Here is a 21,674-nt window from a genome sequence, read left to right on the forward strand (position 1 = left end):
AAGCCGTCGGGGGCCGCGGCGACCGCCTCGCCACCCTGATCCGCGAAACCCGCGACCTGGTCAACAACCTCGCCGCCCGCTCCGACCGCATCCGCGACATCCTCGCCACCACAGGCGATCTGAGCGCCACACTGGCCGGGCAGCGACAAAGCGTGACCGACGCGATGGCCTCGGCCGGGCCCGCGCTGGAGGTCATCGGCGACAACACCCAGAACATCGTCGACCTCGTCGGCCAGGTCAACCGGATCTCCGCGCAGATCGCCAAGTTCCCCTCGATCCAGGGCACCAACGACCGCAGCCTGATCGACTCGATGAACAAGCTCGCCGACGGGCTGAACGTCGCATCCAACACCCCCAGCGCGAATCTGGACGGCCTCATCGGGCTCGTCCCGCTCATCATGAAGGTCACGAACGCGTCGTCCGCCCACGTGAACGTCGACATCGCGCAGCTCGCGGTCGGCGCGACCCCGGACCCGAACAGTCCCGGCGACGCCGGCGGGCGGGTGCCGGACGCCACGGACTGGACGAATTTCGTCGGATCGCTGACCTACACCCTCAACCGTCTGAAGGACAGAGTCGAGCCGGGCCGATGATCACAGCAGTCGTACGAAACGTGATGGAGCCGCCGGCGCGAGCGCTGGTGTACTCGGCGCGGCTGGTGTCGCGCCACAGCCTGCTGACCTCGTGCCTGGGGCTGGTGGCCGTGCTCGTCCTCGGCGCCGGGTACCTGACCATGGGCTCGTTGCGGATCAACCCGTTCCGCTCGCAGTACCAGGTGCGCGTGGAACTGGCGCAATCCGGTGGCCTGCTGCCCGCGCAGGACGTGACGCTGCGCGGCGTGCGGGTGGGGCGCGTGCGGTCGGTCGACGTGAACGGCGACAAGGTCGTCGCCGTCGCCGCGATCGACTCCGGCGTGCGGATCCCCTCGGGCGGCGATGTACGGGTCTCGTCGCTGTCGGCGGCCGGGGAACAGTTCCTGGACTTCCTGCCCACCGCCGACAGCGGGCCCTATCTGTCCGACGGCGCGGTCGTCACCCCGGATCACACCTCGACGCCGACCACCATGGCCGACGTGCTCGGCAGTATGAGCGGCACGCTGACGCAGATCGATCCGGCGAAGATCGAGGCCATCGTCCACGAGGTCGGTGGCGGCTCGGACGGTCCGCAGAAGCTGGCGGCCGTCGTGGACGGCGGCATGTTCATGCTCTCCACGCTGGATTCGGTGCTGCCACAGACCGTTTCGCTGTTGCACAACAGCAAGGCGGTGTTGCACACCGTGGGTGAGATGAATCCGGGACTACAGGCGACCGCCGGGAATCTGGCGCAGACCGCGGCGGGCGTCGACTCGATGACGGGCGGCTACCGGACGCTGGCCGGCAACGGCCCGAACGCCCTGGCCGCGGCGGACACGATCATCGCCGACAACTCGCCGACCATGGTGCAGCTGCTGGGCAACCTGACCACCACCTCGCAGATGGCCTACCAACACATCCCGGCGATGCAAGAGTTCTTCTGGCCGCAGCAGCGGACCGGCTCGACCCTGGACGCCATCCGTTCCGCCATGCACGACGGCGCGGTCTGGGCCATCGTGAGCCCGTACCCGAAGTACGCGTGCGACTACGACCTGCCCCGCGACCCGGGTTCGGCGGCGAATTATCCGGAACCGTACCTGCACGCCCGGTGCACCAACCCCGATCCGTCGCTGCTGCCGCGCGGCGCGGCCAATGCCCCGCGCCCGCCGGGTGACGACACCGCCACGATTCCGCCCGGCGTGGACCCGGCGCAGCGCGCCGATCCGACGCCCACCGGGCCGTACAGCCTTCCGACCACCCCCGGTGGCCCGTTCGTGCCGGGGGGATAGCGCTTCAGGGTCGCGTGACCCGCGACCCGTGACGATGGGAGAGATCCATGAACAGCACATCGGTGGTGACGCCGGAAAAGGATTCCGCCGCACCGTCGTCCGAGGACGAGAACGCGGCGGCCGCCGGCACCGAGGCCGCCACGGAGTCCGCGCGATCGTGGCGGGAGCGGCTGCCGAGCCCGCTGACCGCGGTGCTGATCGCGCTTCTGGTGGTCGCCGTGGTGTTCGCGGTGGTCTTCGGCTGGAAGCTGGAGAACCGCAACGATCGCAGCGACGCGGGCCGGGCGGCCCTGGACGCCGCGCAGAACTACGCGGTCGTCCTCACCAGTATCGACTCCGCGCATCTGGACCCCGATATCGCGGCCGTCCTGAACGGCGCCACCGGCGAGTTCAAGGATATGTACAGCAAATCCGCCGATCAGCTGAAACCGATGCTGCTGCAGGCGAAATCGGTGAGCAAGGGGCACGTGGTCGCCGCCAGCGTGCAATCCGCCTCGGAGAACCACGCCGTGATCATGCTGTTCGTCGACGCGGAGATCACGAACGTGACCAACCCCCAGCCCCGCATCGACCGCAACCGCATCCTCATGACCATGGACAAGGTCGGCGACCGCTGGCTGGCCGCCAAGGTCGAACTGCCCTAGGACACCTCTCTCCCCGCCGAACTGATCATGTGATTAGCATGGCGTAGCAGCCGAACTGCGAGTTTCGCGGTGCAGGCAGGTGCGGACGAGGGAGGTTTCGACATGGCATCGCCGAGGAGGATCGGCGCGCCCGACGCCAAGAATCGCACGGTCCTGATGGATGCCGCCGAGCAGCTCATGCTGGAGGAGGGGTACGCGGCGGTCACCTCGCGCAGCGTCGCGCGCCGCGCGGGCCTGAAGTATCAGCTGGTCTACTACTACTTCCGGACCATGGACGACCTGCTGCTGGCGGTGCTCGACCGCCGCGCCGAGAAGGGGCTGCGGCGGCAGGCGGAGGCGCTGGCCTCGCCGAATCCGCTGCGCGCGCTGTGGGAGTTCAGCACCGCGCCCGACGCGGCGAAGCTCACCATGGAATTCGTCGCCCTGGCCAACCACCGCCAGGCGATCCGGTCGGCCCTGAAGGACTACTCGATGCGCTTCCGCGAGGCGGAGATCACCGCCCTGCGAACGGCGTTGCGGCGCTACGACTTCGACGTCGACGCCCTGCCCCCGGAGGTCTTCGCGGTCTTGACCGCAGGACTGTCCCGCGTCCTCATGCTCGAACAGGCGCTCGGTGTCACGGGCGGCCACGCGGAAACCTTCGACTTCGTCGAGCGCCAGCTGACCCGCCTCGAAGAGACGAAATCAGAGCCCGCTTAACCAAGCTGGCCCTCCACGCTCTTGCTTCCGGCACGCTTTTGGCCGGAATCCACAGGTGGCAGCGATGGATTCCGGCCAAAAGCATGCCGGGAAAGGGGGCGGGCCGGAGTGGTAGGCGTTAGCCCTTGGCGTAGGGAGCGCTCACCGCCGGCACGGCCACCCCGACCTCCAGTCGCACACGGTCCTGATAGAAGGCGATATGCCCGCGCAGCAGGGCGACCTCGGGATACGGCTCGGCATATTCCCAGGCGATCGGCTCCGAGCCCGCGGCCGTCCGCCAGTACCGCGCCGTCCCCTTGAACGGGCAGCGGCTGGTCTGCTCATCGGGAACGAGCAGGTCCATCCGCACATCGGATTCGGGCAGATAGAAGGCGATCCCGTGGTCCTGCTCGGCGACGAGCAGCCCCGCGGTCGTCTCCGCCAGCACCTGCTCGTCACGGACGACCCGGATCGAATTGCGGATTCGGTGGATATCGACCCGGTAGTCCGGCCAGTCGACGAAGCCTGACTGCGGCACGATCTCGTCTCCTCGGTGTCAGAGCGCGGTGGCGGAGGCCGCGGCGCCGGGCGTGCGGAATCCGCGCAGCATCGCGTGCACGGTGTAGGAGGCGGCCAGCCGGCCGTCCCGGGTGTGCACGCGTCCCTCGCTGTGGGCGTGGCCGCGGCCGGTGTAGGTGGCCCGGGTGGCGTACAGCAGCCAGTCCGTCACGTCCGCGTCGTCGTGAAAGGTGATGGTGGCCATGGTGATTCCGGTCGAGATCGACCGGTGCGCCATGGCCTCGCCGAATCCGGCGTGCGGTCGCATCGCCGCCGCGACCGTCCAGTGCGTGATCGACTGGGTGAGCAGCGCCGCGTGCAGGTGGTCGTGCTCGGGAGCGTCGCGGAACCGGGTCCAGACGTACAGCTCCGGTGGCCCGATCCGCTGCGGGTCCGGGTCGTAGGCGTCGTCGACCACGCGCATCTCGCGGCCGTCCACCTCGGTGCCCGGAATCGCCAGCGGCCGCAGCCGTTCCGGGGGAGTGACGTGCGGCATCGGCTCCGCCGAGTGCACCAGGTCGGCCGCCCCGGCGTCGAGGAGAACCATTCCGGCACAGCACATCTGGTCGTGCTGGAGTACCCGCACCTGCGCGGTGGTGAAGGTGCGCCCCGACCGCAGCGCCTCGACCTCGACGGCATAGCGCGCCTCGTGCTCCACCACCCGCGAGAAGATCATCGACGCCGAGGTGACCCGCTGTCCGGGCACCTCCTTGGCGGCGGCCACCACGGCACTGCCCAGCAGTTGCCCGGCCTCGACGACGTTGCGTTCGGTCGGGCCGTGGGCGGGGGCGTGGTAGAGGCCCCCGCCGCACGGCCGGACGTCCATGAGGCGCACCAGCTCCCGCTGGCTCCAGCCCGGGGCGGAGGGCCGCTCCGCCGCCGTCAGCTCGCCCTCGCCGCGTAAGCTTCGGCGTACTGCTTGCGCGACGTCGTCGAGGTGTCGACGTCCTTGGCCTGTTCGCGCAGCGCGCCGACCGTCGCCTGGTCCTTCGCGATGTGCTGGAACGGATCCCAGTTCAGGAAGCGGCAGGCGTTCTGCCAGGTGATCTTGTTGATATCCGCGTCGTCGGCCCCGGCCGCCTGGAGCTCCTCCAGCACGAATTCCGGCGCGTTGGGCCAGATCGAATCCGAGTGCGGGTAGTCGCATTCCCACGCGATGTTGTCGATGCCGATGTCGTGGCGCATCTTCAGCGAGGTCCGGTCGGTGACGTAACAGGAGAGGGTGTGCTCCCGGAAGACCTCGCTGGGCAGCTTGCCGCCGAAGTCGCGCCGCAGCCACTTCTGGTTGGTGTAGTGCCGGTCGGAGCGATCGAGGAAGAACGGGATCCAGCCGACGCCGCCCTCGGAGAACGAGACCTTCAGCTTGGGATAGGTCCGGAACGCCGGCCCCCACAGCAGATCCTGGGCCGCGATCAGCGAGACGCTCGGCGCCAGCACCATCAGGTTGTCGATCGGCGCGTTCGGCGCCAGGTTCAGCACCCGGAAGCCCTGGCCGATATGCAGATTCATCACCGTGTCGTGCTCGGACAGCGCCTCGAACACCGGGCCCCAGTACTCCATGTCGTGGTAGCTGGGCAGGCCGTCGAGGTGCGGCAGCTCCGGCATGGACACCGAATGGCAGCCCTTCGCGGCGACGCGCGCGATCTCGGCGACGGCCAGCGTCGGATCCCACAGCGGCAGGATCGACAGCGGGATGAACCGGCCCGGGTACGCGCCCGCCCAGTCCTCGATGTGCCAGTCGTTGTACGCCTGGATCATCGCGACGGTGATCTCGTCCTTGAAGTAGGCCAGGTGGCCCGCGCTGAATCCGGCGAAGGTGGGGAAGCACATCGAGGCCAGGATGCCGTTGGCGTTCATATCGCGGATGCGCTCGTGCACGTCGTACACGCCGGGGCGCATCTCGGCGTAGCCGGCCGGGTCGTAACCCCACTCCTCCGGCGGCCAGGAGACCACGGCGTTGAGGCCGGTGACGCCCGTCGGCCGGTCCCGGTAGACCCACCGGTCGATGCCCTTCTCGTCGACGACGACCTTCGGGGCCAGGTCGGCCCACTTCTTCGGGACGTGGCCGTCGAACATGTGGATCGGTTCGACCACATGGTCGTCGATGCTTACCAGGATCATGTCGTCGATGTTCACGGGACTCCTCGCTGCTCGTGCTAGTTCGGACGGGTCGACCCCGATCGCGGCGGGAGATCAGCAATCTCCCCTCGTGAGAATCATACTCTCGCCAATGGGGTAGACGATACACTCAGGTGTCGGCGCTGGGTGTGGTGTCGGGGAACCCGGCCGCCAGCGCGCACAGCGCGCTGTCCAGATACGCGGTCAGATCGGCGTCGGCTCGCCGCACCCAGCTGTCGTAGGCGGCGCGGCACACCGCCAGCGTCGCCCGCCCGACCACGAGCGGATACAGCGAATCCGGCGAGGTTCCGGTGCGCCGCGCGGCGAATTCGCTGATCGCCCGCTCCCATGCCTCGTAGTGCACCGCGGCGCTGGCGATCAGATCCGGCACGGTACTGAGCAGGCTCATTCGCAGCCGGAGTTCCGGGATGTCGGTGGCGCGGTAGTCGTTGGCCGCCAGCACGGCCCGGCGGATGCCGGGGAACAGGCCGAGGCCGGGCGGGGTCTCGTCGAGCAGCGCCCGGAGTGCGCGGACCTCGCCGTCGAACCGGAACCACAGCACCGCCGCCTTCGAGTCGAAGTAGCGGAAGAATGTGCGCCCGCTGACCCCGGCGGTGGCGGCGATCTGCTCCACGGTCGTCTCCTCGAAGCCCTGGGCGGTGAACAGTTCCAGGGCGATGAGTTCGAGTTCGCGGCGGTTGGTCCCCCGGGGCCGGCCGCCCCTTGTTTCTGACACGAAGTGACATTACCGTATTGGGAGAATAATATTTCCGTTTTGTCATACGATGACGGAAATCCGGCTCCCGGGAGTTCTCATCGACGCCCTCGCGCGCCAGGTCGAGCAGTGGCACGGAACGGCGGTGGCGTGATGCGTTCGGGACATGACGGCGGGCGGGGAGAGGAGTAGCGCCATGGTGCGGGCTCGAAATGTGGTGAACGGCAGCGGACATCGGCGGGTCGCCGTGGTGACCGGCGCGGCGCGCGGGATCGGCGCCGCCACGGTGCTGGCCCTCGCCGACCGGGGCTGGTCGGTGCTGGCGGTGGATATGGCCGCCGACGACGCGGTGCTGCCGTATCCGATGGGAACCAAGCAGGAACTGCTGGCGGTCGCCACCGAGGCCGGGGGCCGGGTCAACCGGGTCGGCGCGGTGCGCCCGTTCGTGGCCGACGTCCGCGACCCCGACGCACTGCGGGCGGCCGTGGCCGAGGCTGTGGACACGTGGGGCGGACTGGACGCCGCCGTCGGCGCGGCCGGCGTCATCGCGGGCGGAGTTCCGCTGTGGGACATGCCGATCGATCAGGAGCGCGCGGTGCTCGACGTCTGCCTGGGCGGGGTCGTGAATCTGGCACGGGCGGCCGTCCCCGCGCTGCTCGAGCGCCCCGAACCGCGGTCGGGCCGCTTCCTCGCCGTGGCGTCGGCCGCCGCGACCAAGGGCCTGCCGCTGCTGGCGGCCTACTGCGCCGCGAAATCCGGTGTGGCGGGACTGATTCGCGCGCTCGGCGCGGAACTCGGCGGGACCGGCGTCACCGCGAACGCGGTCAGCCCCGGCTCCACCGACACCGCGATCCTGGACGAGACGGCCCGGATGTACGGGATGCCGGACGCCGCCCGCTTCGCCGATCAGCAGCCCGTCGGCCGCCTGCTCCAGCCCGCCGAGATCGCCGCGGTCCTGGCCTTCCTGGCCGGCGCCGACAACAGCGCGATGACCGGCTCGGTGATTCCGGTCGACGGCGGTCTGGCCCTGTGACCGACCCGTTCCCCGCGGGTGTGCGGGATCTGTGAAGGAGTTCCATGTCCGCGCCCCGCGACGGCGTCGACGGGCCGCCCCTGCTGCCCGGATTCGGTGAGCCGCTGCGCTATACGGCCGGGGAGGCCGCGTCCGCCGTCGGCATCCCGCTCGCGCAGGCCCGGCAGTACTGGCGCGCGCTCGGCTATCCGCCGATCGACGAGGAGGCGGTGGCGTTCGGCGCGTCGGATGTGCAGTTGCTCCGGACGATCAGCGGCTACGTCTCCGAAGGGGTGATGGCCGAGGCGGATACGCTGCGCCTGACCCGCGTCCTGACGCGGGCGATCGCGCACCTGGCGCATTTGCAGGTGGAGATCCTGGCCAGCCAGCAGGCCCGGGCGCGGGCCGGTGGCATCGACGTGGTGCATCAGATGATGCAGCGGATGCCGGAGGTGCAGCGGGTCCTCGGGCAGATCTGGGTCCGCCAATTATCCGGCGCCATACGGGGTTTCGAGGAGAGCGCCGAGCCGGGCCCGGACACGTCGGTGGCGGTCGGGTTCGCCGATATCGTCGACTTCACGGAACTGAGCCGCGCCCGCGGGGACAGCGAGCTGACCCGCATCGTCGGCCGCTTCGAATTCCGGTCGACACAGGTGATCTTCGAATCGGGCGGCAACGTGGTCAAGATGCTGGGCGACGAGGTCCTGTTCACCGCGGACGATCCGGCCGCCGTCGCGGAGATCGGCACCCGGCTGATCGCGCAGTTCGCCGGGGACGCCGATATTCCGGGGCTGCGGGTGGGCGTCGCGTGGGGGCCGGTGGTCCGGTATCTGGGCGATATCTTCGGCAACACCGTCAATCTCGCCAGCCGCCTGACCACCCTGGCCGAGCCCGGCACGGTGCTGGCGGCGCCCGCGGTCGCGCGGGAACTGGCGGCCCATCCCGGCTTCCGGCTGACGCCGTTGCCGGACACCGAGATTCGCGGCATCGGCACGGTACGGCCGGCGCTGGTCGACCGCAACTGAGACGAGGTACGCATGGCCGAGTTCTTCCTGTTCCTGCCGCAGGTGCGCCTGCCGGTGGCCGATATCGTCGAGCGCGCGCAGGCGGCGGAGGCCGTCGGATTCGACGGCGTCGCGTTCATCGATCACCTCCAGGCGCCCGGCGCGGAACGGCAGCCGCTGTGGGAGGCGATGACCGTGGCGACCTGGGTGGCGGCCCGGACGAACCGGCTGCGGATCGGCCACCTCGTGCTGTGCGATGCCTTCCGGAACCCGGCCGTGCTCGCGAAACAGGCGGTGACGCTGCACGAGGCGTCCGGAGGGAGATTCGAACTCGGCCTGGGCTCGGGATCGGTGCCGCGGGAACTGGTGCGGTTCGGCGTGACCGAGGAGCGGGCGGCCGCGCGGCGGGAGCGGCTCGGGCATACGCTGCGCGCGCTGACCCGGTACTGGGGTGCGGACGGCACGGACGACGAGGTGCTGCCGCCTCGGCCGACCACCCCGATACCCCTGGTGATCGGCGGCGTGGGACCGAGGACATTGGATCTGGTCCGTGACTACGCGACCTGGTGGAACCTCCCTGCCACCGAGATCGGCCGCCTGCCGGAACTCGCGCCCTCGACCGGCCGGGCCCGGGTCTCCATACAGCAGATGATCGGCTTCATCGGATCGGGCGACGCCGCCGACGAGGTCCGCGAACGCAGCGCGCGCCGCTTCGGCTATCTCGGCGACGGTCTCCACTGCGGCACCGCCCCCGAACTGATCGACCACTTCACCGCCCTGACCCGCCTCGGCGTGGAACGTTTCTACGTCTGGTTCTCCGACTTCGCCCCGCCCCCGACCCTCGCCGAATTCGGCGAGTCGGTGATCGGTGCGATGGCACCGGGGGAGTAGTCGGCGAGTCGGTGATCGGTGCCATGGCAGCGGGGAGTAGTCGGTGATCGGGGTCATGGCACCGGGGGAATAGCCGTATCAGGCGACGTAGACCGGAGTTCCGCCGACGATGGTGGCGGCCACGAGATCCGGTGCGGGGGTGTCGAGGACCTCGTCCGGAGGCGGGCGCAGGAGGGTGAGGTCGGCGAGGGTTCCCGGTGCGATCGTGCGGCGGCGAGCCGGGCGCTGCGGTTCACCGGCGAACAACGCGACGGCGGTGGGGAGCGAAACGCATTCGGGCGCAGCGGGATCGGCGGTCCGGTGGACGGCGGCCCGGATCACGGCCCAGGGGTCGGCGTCGCCGAAGGGGGCATCGGTTCCGGCGGCGACGCCGACGCCGGCCGCCAGGAGTGACCGCAGCCGCCACAGGTCGGGCCGCTCGTCGGCGGGCACCTCGCGGGCGTACTGCTCGGCGCGTTCGACCGGGAAGTGCGGTTGAGTGATCACCGGTATGCCGTGCTCGCGTAACCACGGCATCGAGTCGGCGGGGACGATCGCACCGTGTTCGACACGGTCGCCGCGCCGGATGCCCGCGGCGTCGAGGGCGGCCATGGTCAGGATCAGCTGCACGCGGGTAACACAGTGCACCGCAACGGATCTGCCCGACTCGTGCGTCGTGCGGACAGCCTCGGCGAAGTCGTCGAGCGGCGGGAGCGAGGTGTCGTCCAGCAGGAATTTGGTGGCGCCCAGGGTGAAACGGGCGATGCCAGGATCGGCGATGTCCGGCGGGGCCATGCAGTGCACCCGCTGCACGATCCGTCCGTCCGCGACCAGGTCCGCGAACCGGTCGATATCGGCCTGCGTCAGATCCGGTGTCGCATCGGTGAATCCGGTGATTCCGCGCGCGGCGGCCTCGGCGCTGACCCGTGCCGGGTCGGGAGCGCCGCCGCCCGCACGGCCGGCCAGCCAGGCGTCCATCCGCCACAGCCGCCCGGTGGCCTGCCCGCTCGCAGCACGTTCGACCCCGGGCAGTGAGCAGTCGTCCACATCCAGGAGTTCGCACGCCCGGGAATTGAGGATCCACAACGCTCCGGAACGATGCTGGACGCGCACTGCCCGCCCTGGCACCATCCGGTCGAGCGTGTCCCGATCGAGGGTCCCGGCCGGGCCGTCGTGATACCCGACGCCGCGAATCCAGGCCCCGGCGGGCAGCTCCCGGTCGGCCTGCCGCAGCCGGTCGGCCACGTCCTCCGGGCCGCCGACCCGGACCGACTCCGCGACCGCGGCCGTCGCCCGCACGTGCGTGTGATGATCGTGCAGCCCAGGGATCAGCCACCCGCCGCGCGCATCGATATCGTCCTCACCCGGCTTCGCTCGCAGGCGTTGTCCGCACTCGGTGATGCGCTCACCGGCCCACCGCACGTCGGTATCGGCCCTCCCGAAGACCACCGCATTCCGAATCAGCATCGCCGATCACCGCGCCGGACCTCGACCGGGCAGCGCAACGAGCGAGATGACGACGGGTTCATCCGAGGTCGCCCGCCGCTGGGGCCGTTGGTAGCGAAAGAGGCTGGGGCAGTACCTGTTGCGTGCGGTTCAGGTGGTCGCAGGCGACAGCCCAGCCGTCCGGGCCGTGCGGGATCACCCGGTGCGGTCCGTGCGGCAGGGCGGGCGCGGTCGCGAAGGCGGCCGCGGTGTCGCGCATCGACAGGTCCAGGAGCACGCCGCCGCCCGCGGCGACCGCCGTCGCGGCGGCCAGCGCCGCGCAGATCCCAGACAGCGGATCACCGGCGGCGTCGGCGCAGAAGACCGGCTCGCCCCGGTGGTATCCGACCAGGCCGCCCGCCACCGCCGCGTCGTCGCCGAACGCGACGCGCATCGGATGGTCCCGGCCGTATCCGGTGATGCTCAACCACACCTGCCCCGGCCGGTGCGGGCGGGCGTCGAGCCCCAGACCGAGTTGATCGAGCGCCCGCGGCCGGGACGCCTCGATGACGATATCGGCGGCGTCGATCAGCGCCCCCAGATCGCGGCGGCCCTGCTCGGAGCGGAAGTCGACTGAGACGAACTCGTGGCCGGCATGCAGGTGGTCGAAGAATTCCGGTGTGGCCCTGGCGGCATCGGGCCGATGGACACTCTCCACCTTGATGATCCGCGCCCCCGCGCGGCCCAGCAGCCGCGCGCACAGCGGTCCCGCCCACAGCGACGACAGATCCACCACCACGCAGTCACCGAGACTTCGCCCGGCCACCGGCTCGGCGATCCGGCTGCCGCGCCAGGGCACGCGGCGCCGCAGAACGGCCGGCAGCGCGGCGGCGGGAACCCCCAGCAGCTGACCCCGTTCGGCCAGATGCGCCGCGGGCCACCGCGCGGCCGCCGCCTCGAGCGCCTCCCACGGGTCGGATCCGCCCGCATCGCCGACGATCGCGGGGACAGCGTCGATATCGTCGGCCCGGCTCAATGTCACCGCACACCAGCCGTTCGCGGCCCGCAGCAGCCGGCTGCTCCCGCCCGCGGACCGCTGCCCGCGACGCGCGCGCCCGTCGCCCTCCACCCGGCGGGACAACACCGCGGCGGGATCCGGCTCGACGCGTTCCCCGATCAGCTCGGTCACCGCGCCGAACGCCCGCGCGACCTCGGTCAGCAAGCCGAACGCCGGAGCGGGCGACAGCACCGGCGGCCCCTCCCCGAAACCGGTCATCGCCATGGCCCCGGAAGCGGCCCACGCCAGCGCCGCGCAGTCGCCATCCGTCTCCGACTCGGTTGGGCCGCAGTCGATTCCGAGCGACCGGATCCATCCCCGCACGACCTCCGCGGACGTGTTGCCTGCCCGCTGCCCGCTCATCCAGCGCCTTCCGATCGCCCTGTGGGCTCGCCCGCCCACGCGGAAACGGCCCCGGCGATCTCGCGGCCGTCCGGGACGACCTCGTCGACCAGGCCCCACTCGAGGGCTCGGTGGGCGGGCAGCGATTCCCTGGTGAGCATGAGCCAGGCGGCACGCCAGCGCCCGATGCGGCGAGGAACGGCGACGGTGCCGCCCGCACCGGGCACGAGACCCATGTGCGTCTCCGGGAATCGGAAACAGGTTCCGGGATCGGCGATCACGGTGCCCGCGAACGCGGCGATCTCCGCACCCGCCCCGATGCACGGCCCGTGCACACGCGCGGTGAGCCGCCCGGCGAGGCCATCCATGAGAGCCCACGGCGCGCGATCCAGGCGAACGAGATAGGCGGCCACCAGATCGGTGGCGATCCCGAATTCGTCGAGATCGCCGCCGCTGCAGAACGCCGGACCGCTCCCGCTCAGCTCGATCGACTCGATCTCCGGATCCGCGGCCGCCAGTTGCAGCGCCGACAGCAGTTCCTCGCGCATCCGCGTGCCCAGCGCATTGCGGCGGCCCGGCTGATCGAGCGTGATCGACAGCCGATCACCGAGACGCCGCAGCAGGACGGGGTCGCGATCGGGCGCCGGAATCGGCCGGGCCGGGCCCCGTTCGGCGAGCCAGGCGGCGAATTCGGCGCCTCCCAGCAGCATCGAATAGACCGCGGCCTCGGCGGCCAGCGCGGGCGTGGTCGGCAACCGGGAAGTCTGTCGCAGCAACTGGCCGCAGGCGACGGCGGCGCGGGGCGCGTGCGCGACGGCCCGCCGCAGGCTCTCGACCGCCGAGTCGAGATCGGGCACCCGGACGACCTGCTGCCACCGGTCCGGCGCCGCGTGCTCGGTGAGCGTCAGGGTGGCGGCGCTGAGCAGCGGGCGCATCTCGGGCGTCGGCGGTTCCCGCAGCGCCACGACCACCAGGGGGAGGGCGCGGTCCACGGTCGCGGCCAGCCGTACCGCCTCCGCCGTGGACAGTTCCCGCGCCCGCGGCTCGAGGACGACCAGCGGCGCGCCGGGCCTTCCGTCGGGGCCGAGGTCCAGGCCGGTCGTATCGATCATGCGCGGTACTTTCTGCTCCGGGCGGATGGCGCGGGCACGGGGTCCGTGTTGCGGGATGGTCCGGACCCCGTGCGCGCCCTGCCACGATGCTCGCACCCGTGGCCGATGGGGTTCCAGCGGAATGGCCGTAGTGGGTGGCGGGCTGCCGCGGCTGGTCTCTACCCCATATGGAACGCTCCTTAGTTCTCTGTGAGAATGGTATTCTCTCGATCGACGGGTGGCAATGCCACACCGCAGGAAAGGAGGACGCCGATGCCGTCGGAGAACACGCGCGCCGAGTACGTGGACGTGCTGCGCGAGGAGTTGCGGGTGCAGGCTACCCGCACGGTGGTGTTCCACTCGGCGGTCGCGGCGCGCCTCGGTATCACCGTCACCGATCTGACCTGCCTGAATCTATTGCGCATGCGGGGGCCGCTGACACCCGGCCAGCTGGCCGACCAGCTCGGCATCGCGCGCGGCGGCGCGGTGACCACCGTCATCGACCGGCTGGAACGCGCGGGTTACGTGCGCCGGAGCCGGGATTCGGCGGATCGGCGGCGGGTGCGGGTCGAACTCGTCGCGGTGCGTGCGGAGGTGGTGCTGGCGCCGCTGTTCGGTGAACTCGCCGCGCTCGGCGACAGCCTCCCGCGCGACGACGAGACGCTGGCGGCCCTGGTCGCCTTCGTGCGCGACGTGAACGCGGCCTTCGCCCGCGCGACCGATCGGGTCAGCGAGACCCAGGCGCTGCGCGGCTGATCGGTCGTAAATATACTCTCCCTGTGAGAGAATGACATTCTCATGACGCTGCCCGCGGGGCCGCGAAGGAAGGGAGGCCGCGATGCTCTTCGAGTTCGACGCCGACCAGCGAATGTTGCGCGACACGGTGCGCGAGGTGACCGCGCGCGCCTGCCCGCCATCGCTGATCAGGGATGTCGTCGACAAGGAGGTCGAGCCCGGCACGCTGTGGCAGACCTACGCCGACGTCGGCTGGACGGAACTGTCCGATCCGGCGCTGGCCGTCGAGCTGGCCATCGTGCTCGAAGGACTGGGGCGCGCCACCGATCCCACGCCGTTCCTGGCGACGATGACGCAGTACGCCCCGCTGGCCGGGAACCAGGGAAAGCTCGAACAGCCCGGCGCCGCGGTCTATTCCGGTGTCACGGCCACCGCGGGCGGCGACGGCTGGCGGCTGGACGGCACCGCCCGGCACGTCCTCGACGGCGACCGCGCGCAGCGGCTGGCGGTGGCCACCGACGCCGGGGTGTTCACGGTGCCCGCGGCGGCGGTCACGGCGACGCGCGACGCGATCTTCGATCCGGTCCTGCACCTCGCCCAGGTCTCCTTCGACGGCGTGCGGGTCGGGCCCGGCGACCGGTGCGAGACCGATCCCGAGCGCGCCCGCCAGCACGCCCTCACCGGCATCGCGCTCACCACCGTGGGCGCCTGCCAGCGGATCCTCGACCTCGTGCTGGAGCACGTACGCACCCGTCGCCAGTTCGACGCTCCCATCGGCTCGTTCCAGGCGGTGAAGCACAAGGCCGCCGATATGCACATCGCGATCGAACGGGCCCGTGCCCTGGGCTATTTCGCCGCGCTGTGCCTGGCCGCCGACGACCCCCGGCGCCGGCTGGCCGCGTCCATGGCCAAGGCGTCGGCGGGCGAATGCCAGTCGGTGGTGTTCCGCCACGGCCTGCAGCTGTTCGGCGCCATGGGCTTCACCTGGGAGAACGACCTACAGTTCGCGCTCAAACGGGCCAAGGCCGGTGAGCTGATGCTCGGTGGCGCGGCCTCGCACCGGGCACTGATCGCGGAGGAGTACCGTGCAGCTCTCGTTTGATCCCGACGTCGAGGCGTTCCGCGCCGAATTCGTCGCCTTCCTCACCGAACACCTGCCCGACGCCGCCGAGACGGGGCAGCGCTCGCAGTCGAGTTCCGATGTGCCGGACTGGGCCCGGCGCTGGCAGCGCCTGCTGTTCGACAACGGCTGGCTGCTGCCGGCCAACCCGCCGGAATTCGGCGGCCGCAACGCCTCGGTGCTGCAGCAGTACGTGCACCTCGAGGAGTTGTCCAAGCGCCGCATCTACCACAGCTTCAACCCGCAGGGCGTCGGTATCGTCGCCGCCTCGCTGCTGTCGTTCGGCACCGAGGAGCAGAAGCGGCGCTGGGCCGTGCCGATCCTGCGGGCGGAGATCACCGCGTCGCTCGGCATGAGCGAGCCGGGCGCGGGCTCGGACCTGGCCTCGCTGCGCACCCGGGCGGTGCGCGACGGCGACGAATTCGTGGTCGACGGCCAGAAGGTGTGGACCTCCGGCGCGCACGACGCCGACGTGCTGCTCACCTTCGTCCGCACCGACCCGGACGCGCCCAAGCACCGCGGCATCAGCGTTCTCCTGATCCCGACCGATCTGCCCGGGGTGACCCGGCGGCCGTTCGCCTCGGTGTGCTCGCCGGACGACCTGGACTTCAACGAGGTCTACTTCGAGGGCGTCCGGGTGCCGGCGGAGAACCTGGTCGGCGAGCTGAACAAGGGCTGGTCGGTGGCCAACGGCTCGCTCGGTCACGAGCGCACGATGCTGTGGCTGAGCTACGCCGACCGGCTGGACGATCTGCTGCGCGACTTCCACCCGCGCGACGCGATCGACAACGACGCCTACGCGCGGCTGGTGATGGACACCGAATCGCTGCGGCTGCTGGGTTCGGCGGCGCTGTCGCGGGAGGCGCGCGGCGAACAGGACGTCCCGTCGCTGTCGATCCTCAAGGTGCTGGGATCCGAGGCGATCCAGTCGGCCTCGGAGGCGGCGCTGGATTCCGTGGGGGAGGAGGGCTTCGCCCATCCGTCGACGAGTTCCGACCCGAGTCCGTGGAATCTGGACCACTACTCGGCCGGGTGGTTCGAGCGCTTCGCCCGCAGTTTCGCCGGCACCATCGCCGGCGGCACCTCGGAGATCCAGCGCACCATCATCGCCGAGCGTGTGCTCGGCCTGCCGCGTGGTTGACCCATGAACGTTCGAGAGATCCCTTCCGGCGCAGGGGAATTCGGCACCGTGTACTCCACCTCCGGCTGGCGGGCGCACGCCCGCGAACATCTGCTGCGCTACCGGCTGGCGGTGGTCGCGCCGAACGCCGCCGATGCCGTGCGGCGGATCGGCGGCTGGCTGTGCGACCGGACGATGGCGGGCTGGGAGGTGACCGTTCTGGTCGCCGACGCCACCGAGGTGCGGCCGCTGCGGATTCTCGGCGCCACGGTGCTGGATCTGGAGGCGTCGCTGGCCTCGCCGGTGCACGACACCTGGCCGCATGTCGTCGCGGTGGCGCCGGAGCTGTTCGTCTCCGACAAGCGGGTGCGCCGCGGCGTCCTGGAATGCCTGGACCGCGATCTCATCGAGGTCGTGGTGTGGGGCGGGGACCTGCCCGCGGAACTCGACGGCCGGCTCGGCGCGGTCCAGCATCGGCTCAGTGTCGCGGCACAGGCATTCAAGCGGGCGGCGCTCACGGCGGCGGGTGACCCGGCGGCCGAGATCGGCGGCGTGGAACTGTTCCGCTGCGGGGAACTGCTGCTCACCGGGCCGTGGGGCGGCACGGACCTCGTCTCGGCGGGCTGAGTACAGGCGCGAATATGTTATTCTCGTTTGAGGAGAATGGCGATATCACGAAATTGCCGGGACGATCCGCGCCGCTGCGTGCGACGGGTCGGGCGGCTGTCGCGGAGAGGGTGCCAATGAGCGGTCGGAGTGAGCGAATCGCGCGCGCGGGGAGCGGGGTGCGGGCATGACCGTCTCGCTCCTGCTCGATATGGCCCTGTCCGGCGATCCCGACCGCACCGCGGTGGTCTCGGGCGAGATCCGCTGGAGCACCGGCGAATTGCACGCCCTCGCGCAGGGCGGCGCCGGGGTGATCGCGGCATCCGGCGCGCACAGCGTGGCCTACGTCGGCACCGGCGGGCATCTGCTGCCGCTGCTGATCTTCGCCTCGGCCGGCGCGGGCGTCCCCGTGACGCCGCTGAACTACCGGCTCAGCGCCGACTCCCTGCGCGAACTGGTCGCCCGGCTCGACGAGCCGCTGCTGGTGTGCGACGAGGAATACCACGACATCGTCTCGGGATTCGGCGGCCGGGTCGTGCCCTCCGCGGAGTTCGTGGCCGCGGCGGCGACGGCCGATCCGGTCGCGGTGGACCCGGACCCCGATCAGCCCGCGGTCGTGCTGTTCACCTCGGGCACTACCTCGACGCCGAAGGCGGTCGAGCTGTCGCACCAGAACCTCTTGAGCTACATCACCGGAACGGTCGAATTCGACTCCGCCGAGCCCGCCGACGCCGCGCTGATCTGCGTGCCGCCGTACCACGTCGCGGGCGTCGGCGCGGCGCTGTCGAACCTGTACGCCGGGCGGCGCATGGTGTACCTGCCCGTCTTCGACGCCGCCCGCTGGGTCGCCCTGATCGACGCCGAATCCGTGACGACCGCGACCGTGGTCCCGACCATGCTCGACCGCATCGTGACGGAGCTGGAGCGGTCGGGCGCCACCCTGCCGACGCTGCGCAACCTCGCGTACGGCGGGTCCAAGGTCGCGCTTCCGTTGCTGCGCAAGGCGATCGACCTGCTGCCCGAGGTGGGCTTCGTGAATGCCTACGGGCTGACCGAGACCAGCTCGACCATCGCGGTCCTCGGTCCCGACGACCATCGCGCCGCCCGCGCGGCGACCGATCCCGCGGTAGTGCGGCGGCTCGGATCCGTCGGCCGGCCGGTGCCCGGTATCGAGGTCGAGATCCGCGACGAGAACGGCCGGGTGCTGCCCGCGGGCGAGACGGGCGAACTCTACGTGCGCGGCCCGCAGGTCTCCGGCCGCTACACCGGGATCGGCTCGGTGCTGGATGCCGAGGGCTGGTTCCCGACCAAGGACGTGGCCATGCTCGACGCCGACGGCTACCTGTTCCTCGGCGGCCGCTCGGACGACACCATCATTCGCGGCGGCGAGAACATCGCGCCCGCCGAGATCGAGGACGTGCTGGTGGAACATCCGGCCGTGCGCGAGGTCGCGGTGGTCGGCGTGGAGGACGCCCAGTGGGGGCAGATCATCGTGGCGGTGGTGGTGCCGGAGTCCGGCGCCGCGCCCGATCCGGAGGAGTTGCGCGATTACGTCCGCGCGGGGCTGCGCGGTTCCCGCACACCCGACCGGGTCGTATTCCGTGATTCGCTGCCCGCCACACCGACCGGAAAAGTATTGCGGCGCACCCTCGTAGAGGAATACGGGCCCGCGATGGACGCGGCGTCGAAGAAGTGATCGGCGTCAGGAAAGGACGACAATGGTGAACAATGGGACCCGGCTGCGCAGCCAGGTGTGCGACACCGAGGTGATCGTGGTCAAGGCGTCGGACGGGCTGGACGACCTGCGCGCCGGTGGCGTGCCGATGATTCCGATCGCGGAGCAACCGGCCGCCGGCGCCCAGCTCGACACGAGCCTCGCCGACGGTAACCAGCTGGGCAAGCGGTACGTCGACGACTCCGGCGCCGAAATCCTCGTCACCAAGGCCGGAAAGGGCACGCTCAGCGTCGGCGCCACCCCGCTGGCCCTGAAGGAAGCAAAACCCCTCCCGGCCAGCGACTGACACGAAAGGCGGCGCCGCCGTGCCGAATTCGAAAATGCTCGTCTTCTCCAACGCGGTAGCGGGCCAGGAGGACGCCTTCAACGAGTGGTACGACACCCAGCACCTGGCCGACGTCACCGCCGTCCCCGGCGTCCTCAGCGGCCAACGCTTCGACCTGGCCCCCGCCGCCCTCCCCGGCGGCGACCCCCCACCCCACCGCTACCTAGCCGTCTACGACCTCTCCGGCGACCCGGACGAGGTAGTCAAGGCATTTCAGGCACGGGCGGCGAGTGGGGAGATAGGGCTGAGTCCGGCACTGGACATGGCGAGCCTCGCCGTATCCGTTTGGCGGGCACGGGGTTCGGAGAAGACGGCAGACTGACTCTTCCTCCGAGCGCCACCGTGACGACCCGGCGGCGGCCGAACCGGTCTATCGACTCCTGAACTCGAGCGCCCGCTGGATCAACCCTCGGGCGCGATCCCCTGTCAGCGACTGGCCGACCAGAACGTCGAATGCCCGTCCATACTGGGCTATCTCCCTCGGCTGAGTTACCGTCATCTCCGCCGTCGCTGTCTCGACCATGACCATGCGATTGTCGAATATGGCGAAGTTCGTCATCGATACCCGGTACGGCGCTTCGGCCGGCACGATGCCGATCGTGACCCTCGGCATTCCTACGACGGCGAGCAGCCGGTCCAGCTGACCGGTCATGGTCCGGTTGTCGCCGACCGTCGTACACAACGCTTGCTCCGCAATGACGAAGTGGAACCGATGGCCGCGGCGGTACAGGATCTGTTGGCGTTCCAGGCGTTTGGAGACGGCCTGCTCGATATCGTTCGGTACTTGGTGGAACTCGACGACGCTTCTCAGCACGCCCTCGGCATACTCCGCCGTTTGGAGCAGGCCCGGGATCAGGAACGGGTGATACACCCGCATAACCTCGGTATCGGCTTCCAACTTGATCGACAGCTGCTGGCGTCGTTTGATACCGCTGCCCAATACTCGCCGCCACTCCAGCCACGCTGACTCGATATTGCGGAGCGTGGCGATCAGATCCGGTATCTGACTTTCGGCACCGGTGTGGACGCACCAAGCTCGAACATCGTCATCGGTCGGCCTGGTCTTCCCGTACTCGATCTTCGACACCTTCGTCTGATGCCAACCGGCACGGCGGGCAAGCTCCGTCCCCGTCATGCCCGCATCGTGGCGAAGCTCCCGGAGCCGGGCCCCGAGAGCTTCTTTGGCCTCATCCAGCGAATCCGTCACGGCTCGTCGTATTCCGACAGCGGAACAGCCAGCGACCACACTCGTTCTTTGACCGTCCGGATGTAGCCGACCACGTGAGGATCAGTGGTTACCGCACCGCCGACCCACCGCCCGTTCGTACCGGGCTCGAAAATGGTGAAGGCCACGACCGAGTCATCGAAGATCCACCAATCATCGGCCGTCAGCTCGTCGCCATCGATCCTGTGGCGGGATAGATACCGCACTTCCTCGCCCGCAGCGACATTCAGGCGTGCAACATGTTTCGCGTACCGGGTGTAGTCGTTGTGTGGAACGGTGACCACGCGTGCCCGGTTCACCGCCACACCCCGGCCAGTAGTTTCCCGAACGTGGTCGAGCCATGGTTGAAACCACTCGTAATCGTCGGTTTCGTCGGCTAGGAACCGGACTAGAGGCGGATAGTCCGACGGGTAATAGTCATCCCTGACCTCGAGATGGAACGCCTCCCGCTCAGCCTCTCGAAACAGATCGATGAACGCCTCACCCTGCGCTAGCAGCATTCCCGTAGAACATCCTCTCGACCTTGGGTACCTCAACCGCTGTCTCGCCGGGCGCGATGTCCATCTGGGCGAGCACTTCCAAGTCCGCCAGCGCTGTGCCGTGCAGAAGAAAAGTCCCGCGCCCGGTGTCGGTCATCGTCGCACCCACGAACGTGTTCGGCTCAGCGAACCCCAGAAGCAGATGCGGTATCTCGACGGCTCCTGCCGTACTCGTTTCCCACCCTTGCACGACGTATGTGCCTGTGTCGGTGGAGAAGAGAGCCGGACATCCGCCGCCTTCCGAACCACCCTTGCCGAGGAAACTCAACTTCATGGTGTGGCCTCCGATCGGTTCATGCATGATCATGCTTCGGCAGAGTCGATTATCCACCCACTATCTGCATAATCCTACCTGTTCCAGCTATCAGAGCATATTGAAGCATGACCATGGACTATGCCGATTGCGTCTTCGTAGCGTCTGTGTCGGCCCCCGCGACATGTGACGCCCACCCGGTCGTGGGGAGCCTTCCAACGGCCTAGGCAGGAGTCGAGATGGTGAGGCATACAAGGCTTTACGAGTTTCCGGGCGGCTTTCTCGAACTCTGGGACTACGGCGACGCGGATGACGAAGAACCAGGCACACGCCTGGAACTGTTCGTCACCGATGTCGGGCCGGAAGAGGACCACGGCATGGAGGCTTCCTGATGCTCGACTGGCAAGTCGGGCTGGTAATCGCGATCGGTATCCCGTTGGTAGTCATTGCGGGATGCGCGTTTTGGCCTCAGCGACCGCCGAAAGGCCGTAGCGTGCGTGCGATCCGTGAGCGTATCGATCGCGAACAGGGCTGAGTTTGGCTCTCTGTCCGGGTCACCCCAGGGCCACCGCGAGCATCTCATCGAGGCGTCTTGGCCGCACTCATCACACGCGTGGCCCGTGTCCGTGGCCGCGCTTGAC

At 69.8% G+C, this 21,674-nt stretch carries 24 protein-coding genes and 1 pseudogene; 15 read left to right on the forward strand and 10 right to left on the reverse strand.

Features of this window, described 5'->3' with window-relative positions; genetic code table 11:
- From ON41_RS34045 to ON41_RS34060, 4 genes and pseudogenes are all read left to right on the forward strand, one after another.
- Window positions 1-593 (forward strand): annotated as a pseudogene (locus tag ON41_RS34045) (MlaD family protein); the annotation flags it as partial.
- Window positions 590-1,861 (forward strand): MlaD family protein, encoded by a 1,272-nt coding sequence (locus ON41_RS34050; RefSeq protein ID WP_051163128.1) that lies wholly within the window; start codon window positions 590-592, stop codon window positions 1,859-1,861. The pseudogene ON41_RS34045 and the gene ON41_RS34050, both read left to right, overlap by 4 nt.
- Window positions 1,862-1,908: 47 nt before the next feature.
- Window positions 1,909-2,505 carry an Rv1363c family protein gene (locus tag ON41_RS34055; protein WP_040752612.1) on the forward strand — a complete coding sequence of 199 codons (597 nt, stop codon included), beginning with the start codon at window positions 1,909-1,911 and terminating at the stop codon, window positions 2,503-2,505.
- A 102-nt stretch (window positions 2,506-2,607) separates the two neighbouring features.
- A complete protein-coding gene (locus tag ON41_RS34060; protein WP_040752613.1) occupies window positions 2,608-3,204 on the forward strand; it encodes a TetR/AcrR family transcriptional regulator in 597 nt (198 codons plus the stop codon).
- A gap of 118 nt (window positions 3,205-3,322) precedes the next feature.
- Here ON41_RS34060 and ON41_RS34065 read toward each other — a convergent pair whose 3' ends face one another.
- The 4 genes from ON41_RS34065 to mftR all read right to left on the reverse strand — a co-directional run bounded on the left by ON41_RS34065 (window position 3,323) and on the right by mftR (window position 6,595).
- Window positions 3,323-3,721 carry a DUF427 domain-containing protein gene (locus tag ON41_RS34065; protein WP_040752615.1) on the reverse strand — a complete coding sequence of 133 codons (399 nt, stop codon included), beginning with the start codon at window positions 3,719-3,721 and terminating at the stop codon, window positions 3,323-3,325.
- Between the two features lie 18 nt (window positions 3,722-3,739).
- Window positions 3,740-4,567: an acyl-CoA thioesterase gene (locus ON41_RS34070; RefSeq protein WP_051163132.1), complete on the reverse strand. Its 828-nt coding sequence runs from the start codon at window positions 4,565-4,567 to the stop codon at window positions 3,740-3,742.
- A gap of 56 nt (window positions 4,568-4,623) precedes the next feature.
- Entirely contained in the window at window positions 4,624-5,877 is a 1,254-nt protein-coding gene (locus ON41_RS34075; RefSeq protein ID WP_040752616.1) for an amidohydrolase family protein, read from the reverse strand.
- Window positions 5,878-5,989: 112 nt separating this feature from the next.
- Entirely contained in the window at window positions 5,990-6,595 is a 606-nt protein-coding gene (mftR, locus tag ON41_RS34080) for a mycofactocin system transcriptional regulator MftR (RefSeq protein WP_040752617.1), read from the reverse strand.
- 175 nt (window positions 6,596-6,770) lie between these two features.
- Between mftR and ON41_RS34085 the strand changes: the two genes are divergently transcribed.
- From ON41_RS34085 to ON41_RS34095, 3 genes are read left to right on the forward strand one after another with little or no spacing between them, the layout of a single operon-like run.
- The gene (locus ON41_RS34085) at window positions 6,771-7,607 is read left to right on the forward strand and encodes a mycofactocin-coupled SDR family oxidoreductase (protein ID WP_051163134.1); all 837 of its coding nucleotides are present in this window, start codon (window positions 6,771-6,773) and stop codon (window positions 7,605-7,607) included.
- Between the two features lie 44 nt (window positions 7,608-7,651).
- The gene (locus tag ON41_RS34090; protein ID WP_051163136.1) at window positions 7,652-8,611 is read left to right on the forward strand and encodes an adenylate/guanylate cyclase domain-containing protein; all 960 of its coding nucleotides are present in this window, start codon (window positions 7,652-7,654) and stop codon (window positions 8,609-8,611) included.
- A gap of 12 nt (window positions 8,612-8,623) precedes the next feature.
- Window positions 8,624-9,481 (forward strand): LLM class flavin-dependent oxidoreductase, encoded by an 858-nt coding sequence (locus ON41_RS34095; RefSeq protein WP_040752619.1) that lies wholly within the window; start codon window positions 8,624-8,626, stop codon window positions 9,479-9,481.
- Window positions 9,482-9,559: 78 nt separating this feature from the next.
- Here ON41_RS34095 and ON41_RS34100 read toward each other — a convergent pair whose 3' ends face one another.
- The 3 genes from ON41_RS34100 to ON41_RS34110 are packed head-to-tail and all read right to left on the reverse strand — an operon-like array spanning window position 9,560 to window position 13,396.
- Entirely contained in the window at window positions 9,560-10,927 is a 1,368-nt protein-coding gene (locus ON41_RS34100; protein ID WP_040752620.1) for an amidohydrolase family protein, read from the reverse strand.
- Between the two features lie 58 nt (window positions 10,928-10,985).
- Complete coding sequence (locus tag ON41_RS34105) at window positions 10,986-12,305, reverse strand: CoA transferase (protein ID WP_051163138.1); 1,320 nt, start codon at window positions 12,303-12,305, stop codon at window positions 10,986-10,988.
- Window positions 12,302-13,396, reverse strand: coding sequence for an enoyl-CoA hydratase/isomerase family protein (locus ON41_RS34110; protein ID WP_063709999.1), 1,095 nt, complete (start codon window positions 13,394-13,396; stop codon window positions 12,302-12,304). Before ON41_RS34110 ends, ON41_RS34105 begins: the two co-directional genes overlap by 4 nt.
- A 252-nt stretch (window positions 13,397-13,648) precedes the next feature.
- Here ON41_RS34110 and ON41_RS34115 point away from each other — a divergent pair, with 252 nt between their 5' ends.
- From ON41_RS34115 to ON41_RS34145, 7 genes are all read left to right on the forward strand, one after another.
- Window positions 13,649-14,131: a MarR family transcriptional regulator gene (locus ON41_RS34115; protein WP_040752622.1), complete on the forward strand. Its 483-nt coding sequence runs from the start codon at window positions 13,649-13,651 to the stop codon at window positions 14,129-14,131.
- A gap of 82 nt (window positions 14,132-14,213) precedes the next feature.
- On the forward strand, window positions 14,214-15,212 hold the full coding sequence (locus tag ON41_RS34120; protein ID WP_040752623.1) for an acyl-CoA dehydrogenase family protein: 999 nt from the start codon (window positions 14,214-14,216) through the stop codon (window positions 15,210-15,212).
- Entirely contained in the window at window positions 15,196-16,371 is a 1,176-nt protein-coding gene (locus tag ON41_RS34125) for an acyl-CoA dehydrogenase family protein (protein ID WP_040752624.1), read from the forward strand. Before ON41_RS34120 ends, ON41_RS34125 begins: the two co-directional genes overlap by 17 nt.
- 93 nt (window positions 16,372-16,464) lie before the next feature.
- Window positions 16,465-16,977, forward strand: coding sequence for a hypothetical protein (locus ON41_RS34130; protein ID WP_040752800.1), 513 nt, complete (start codon window positions 16,465-16,467; stop codon window positions 16,975-16,977).
- Window positions 16,978-17,143: 166 nt separating this feature from the next.
- Complete coding sequence (locus ON41_RS34135; RefSeq protein WP_040752626.1) at window positions 17,144-18,652, forward strand: class I adenylate-forming enzyme family protein; 1,509 nt, start codon at window positions 17,144-17,146, stop codon at window positions 18,650-18,652.
- A 22-nt stretch (window positions 18,653-18,674) separates the two neighbouring features.
- Window positions 18,675-18,977 (forward strand): hypothetical protein, encoded by a 303-nt coding sequence (locus ON41_RS34140; protein WP_040752627.1) that lies wholly within the window; start codon window positions 18,675-18,677, stop codon window positions 18,975-18,977.
- Window positions 18,978-18,996: 19 nt separating this feature from the next.
- Window positions 18,997-19,338, forward strand: a complete 342-nt coding sequence (locus ON41_RS34145; protein ID WP_051163140.1) for a hypothetical protein — start codon at window positions 18,997-18,999, stop codon at window positions 19,336-19,338.
- A 48-nt stretch (window positions 19,339-19,386) separates the two neighbouring features.
- On the opposite strand, the gene ON41_RS34150 is transcribed toward ON41_RS34145, so the two are convergent.
- The 3 genes from ON41_RS34150 to ON41_RS34160 are packed head-to-tail and all read right to left on the reverse strand — an operon-like array spanning window position 19,387 to window position 21,054.
- Window positions 19,387-20,223, reverse strand: coding sequence for a helix-turn-helix domain-containing protein (locus ON41_RS34150; RefSeq protein ID WP_040752630.1), 837 nt, complete (start codon window positions 20,221-20,223; stop codon window positions 19,387-19,389).
- Window positions 20,220-20,741 carry a DUF6879 family protein gene (locus ON41_RS34155; RefSeq protein ID WP_040752631.1) on the reverse strand — a complete coding sequence of 174 codons (522 nt, stop codon included), beginning with the start codon at window positions 20,739-20,741 and terminating at the stop codon, window positions 20,220-20,222. The genes ON41_RS34150 and ON41_RS34155 overlap by 4 nt, the downstream gene beginning before the upstream one ends.
- The gene (locus ON41_RS34160; protein ID WP_040752801.1) at window positions 20,722-21,054 is read right to left on the reverse strand and encodes a hypothetical protein; all 333 of its coding nucleotides are present in this window, start codon (window positions 21,052-21,054) and stop codon (window positions 20,722-20,724) included. Before ON41_RS34160 ends, ON41_RS34155 begins: the two co-directional genes overlap by 20 nt.
- Before the next feature lie 218 nt (window positions 21,055-21,272).
- On the opposite strand from ON41_RS34160, the gene ON41_RS42030 reads away from it, so the two are divergent.
- A complete protein-coding gene (locus ON41_RS42030; protein WP_157185732.1) occupies window positions 21,273-21,425 on the forward strand; it encodes a hypothetical protein in 153 nt (50 codons plus the stop codon).
- Window positions 21,426-21,674 lie beyond the last annotated feature (249 nt).

It is taken from the genome of Nocardia transvalensis NBRC 15921, from assembly GCF_000308875.1.
GTDB lineage: Bacteria > Actinomycetota > Actinomycetes > Mycobacteriales > Mycobacteriaceae > Nocardia > Nocardia transvalensis.

Bases quoted from the DNA above. Each gene is read 5' to 3' on its own strand.
- ON41_RS34115 (WP_040752622.1), top strand. From the start codon at position 13,649: ATGCCGTCGGAGAACACGCGCGCCGAGTACGTGGACGTGCTGCGCGAG.
- ON41_RS34070 (WP_051163132.1), bottom strand. From the start codon at position 4,567: ATGGACGTCCGGCCGTGCGGCGGGGGCCTCTACCACGCCCCCGCCCAC.
- ON41_RS34055 (WP_040752612.1), top strand. From the start codon at position 1,909: ATGAACAGCACATCGGTGGTGACGCCGGAAAAGGATTCCGCCGCACCG.
- ON41_RS34095 (WP_040752619.1), top strand. From the start codon at position 8,624: ATGGCCGAGTTCTTCCTGTTCCTGCCGCAGGTGCGCCTGCCGGTGGCC.
- ON41_RS34100 (WP_040752620.1), bottom strand. From the start codon at position 10,927: ATGCTGATTCGGAATGCGGTGGTCTTCGGGAGGGCCGATACCGACGTG.
- ON41_RS34085 (WP_051163134.1), top strand. From the start codon at position 6,771: ATGGTGCGGGCTCGAAATGTGGTGAACGGCAGCGGACATCGGCGGGTC.
- ON41_RS34050 (WP_051163128.1), top strand. From the start codon at position 590: ATGATCACAGCAGTCGTACGAAACGTGATGGAGCCGCCGGCGCGAGCG.
- ON41_RS34060 (WP_040752613.1), top strand. From the start codon at position 2,608: ATGGCATCGCCGAGGAGGATCGGCGCGCCCGACGCCAAGAATCGCACG.
- ON41_RS34090 (WP_051163136.1), top strand. From the start codon at position 7,652: ATGTCCGCGCCCCGCGACGGCGTCGACGGGCCGCCCCTGCTGCCCGGA.
- ON41_RS34110 (WP_063709999.1), bottom strand. From the start codon at position 13,396: ATGATCGATACGACCGGCCTGGACCTCGGCCCCGACGGAAGGCCCGGC.
- ON41_RS34160 (WP_040752801.1), bottom strand. From the start codon at position 21,054: ATGAAGTTGAGTTTCCTCGGCAAGGGTGGTTCGGAAGGCGGCGGATGT.
- ON41_RS34135 (WP_040752626.1), top strand. From the start codon at position 17,144: ATGACCGTCTCGCTCCTGCTCGATATGGCCCTGTCCGGCGATCCCGAC.
- ON41_RS34105 (WP_051163138.1), bottom strand. From the start codon at position 12,305: ATGAGCGGGCAGCGGGCAGGCAACACGTCCGCGGAGGTCGTGCGGGGA.
- ON41_RS34120 (WP_040752623.1), top strand. From the start codon at position 14,214: ATGCTCTTCGAGTTCGACGCCGACCAGCGAATGTTGCGCGACACGGTG.
- ON41_RS34155 (WP_040752631.1), bottom strand. From the start codon at position 20,741: ATGCTGCTAGCGCAGGGTGAGGCGTTCATCGATCTGTTTCGAGAGGCT.
- ON41_RS42030 (WP_157185732.1), top strand. From the start codon at position 21,273: ATGGTGAGGCATACAAGGCTTTACGAGTTTCCGGGCGGCTTTCTCGAA.
- ON41_RS34140 (WP_040752627.1), top strand. From the start codon at position 18,675: ATGGTGAACAATGGGACCCGGCTGCGCAGCCAGGTGTGCGACACCGAG.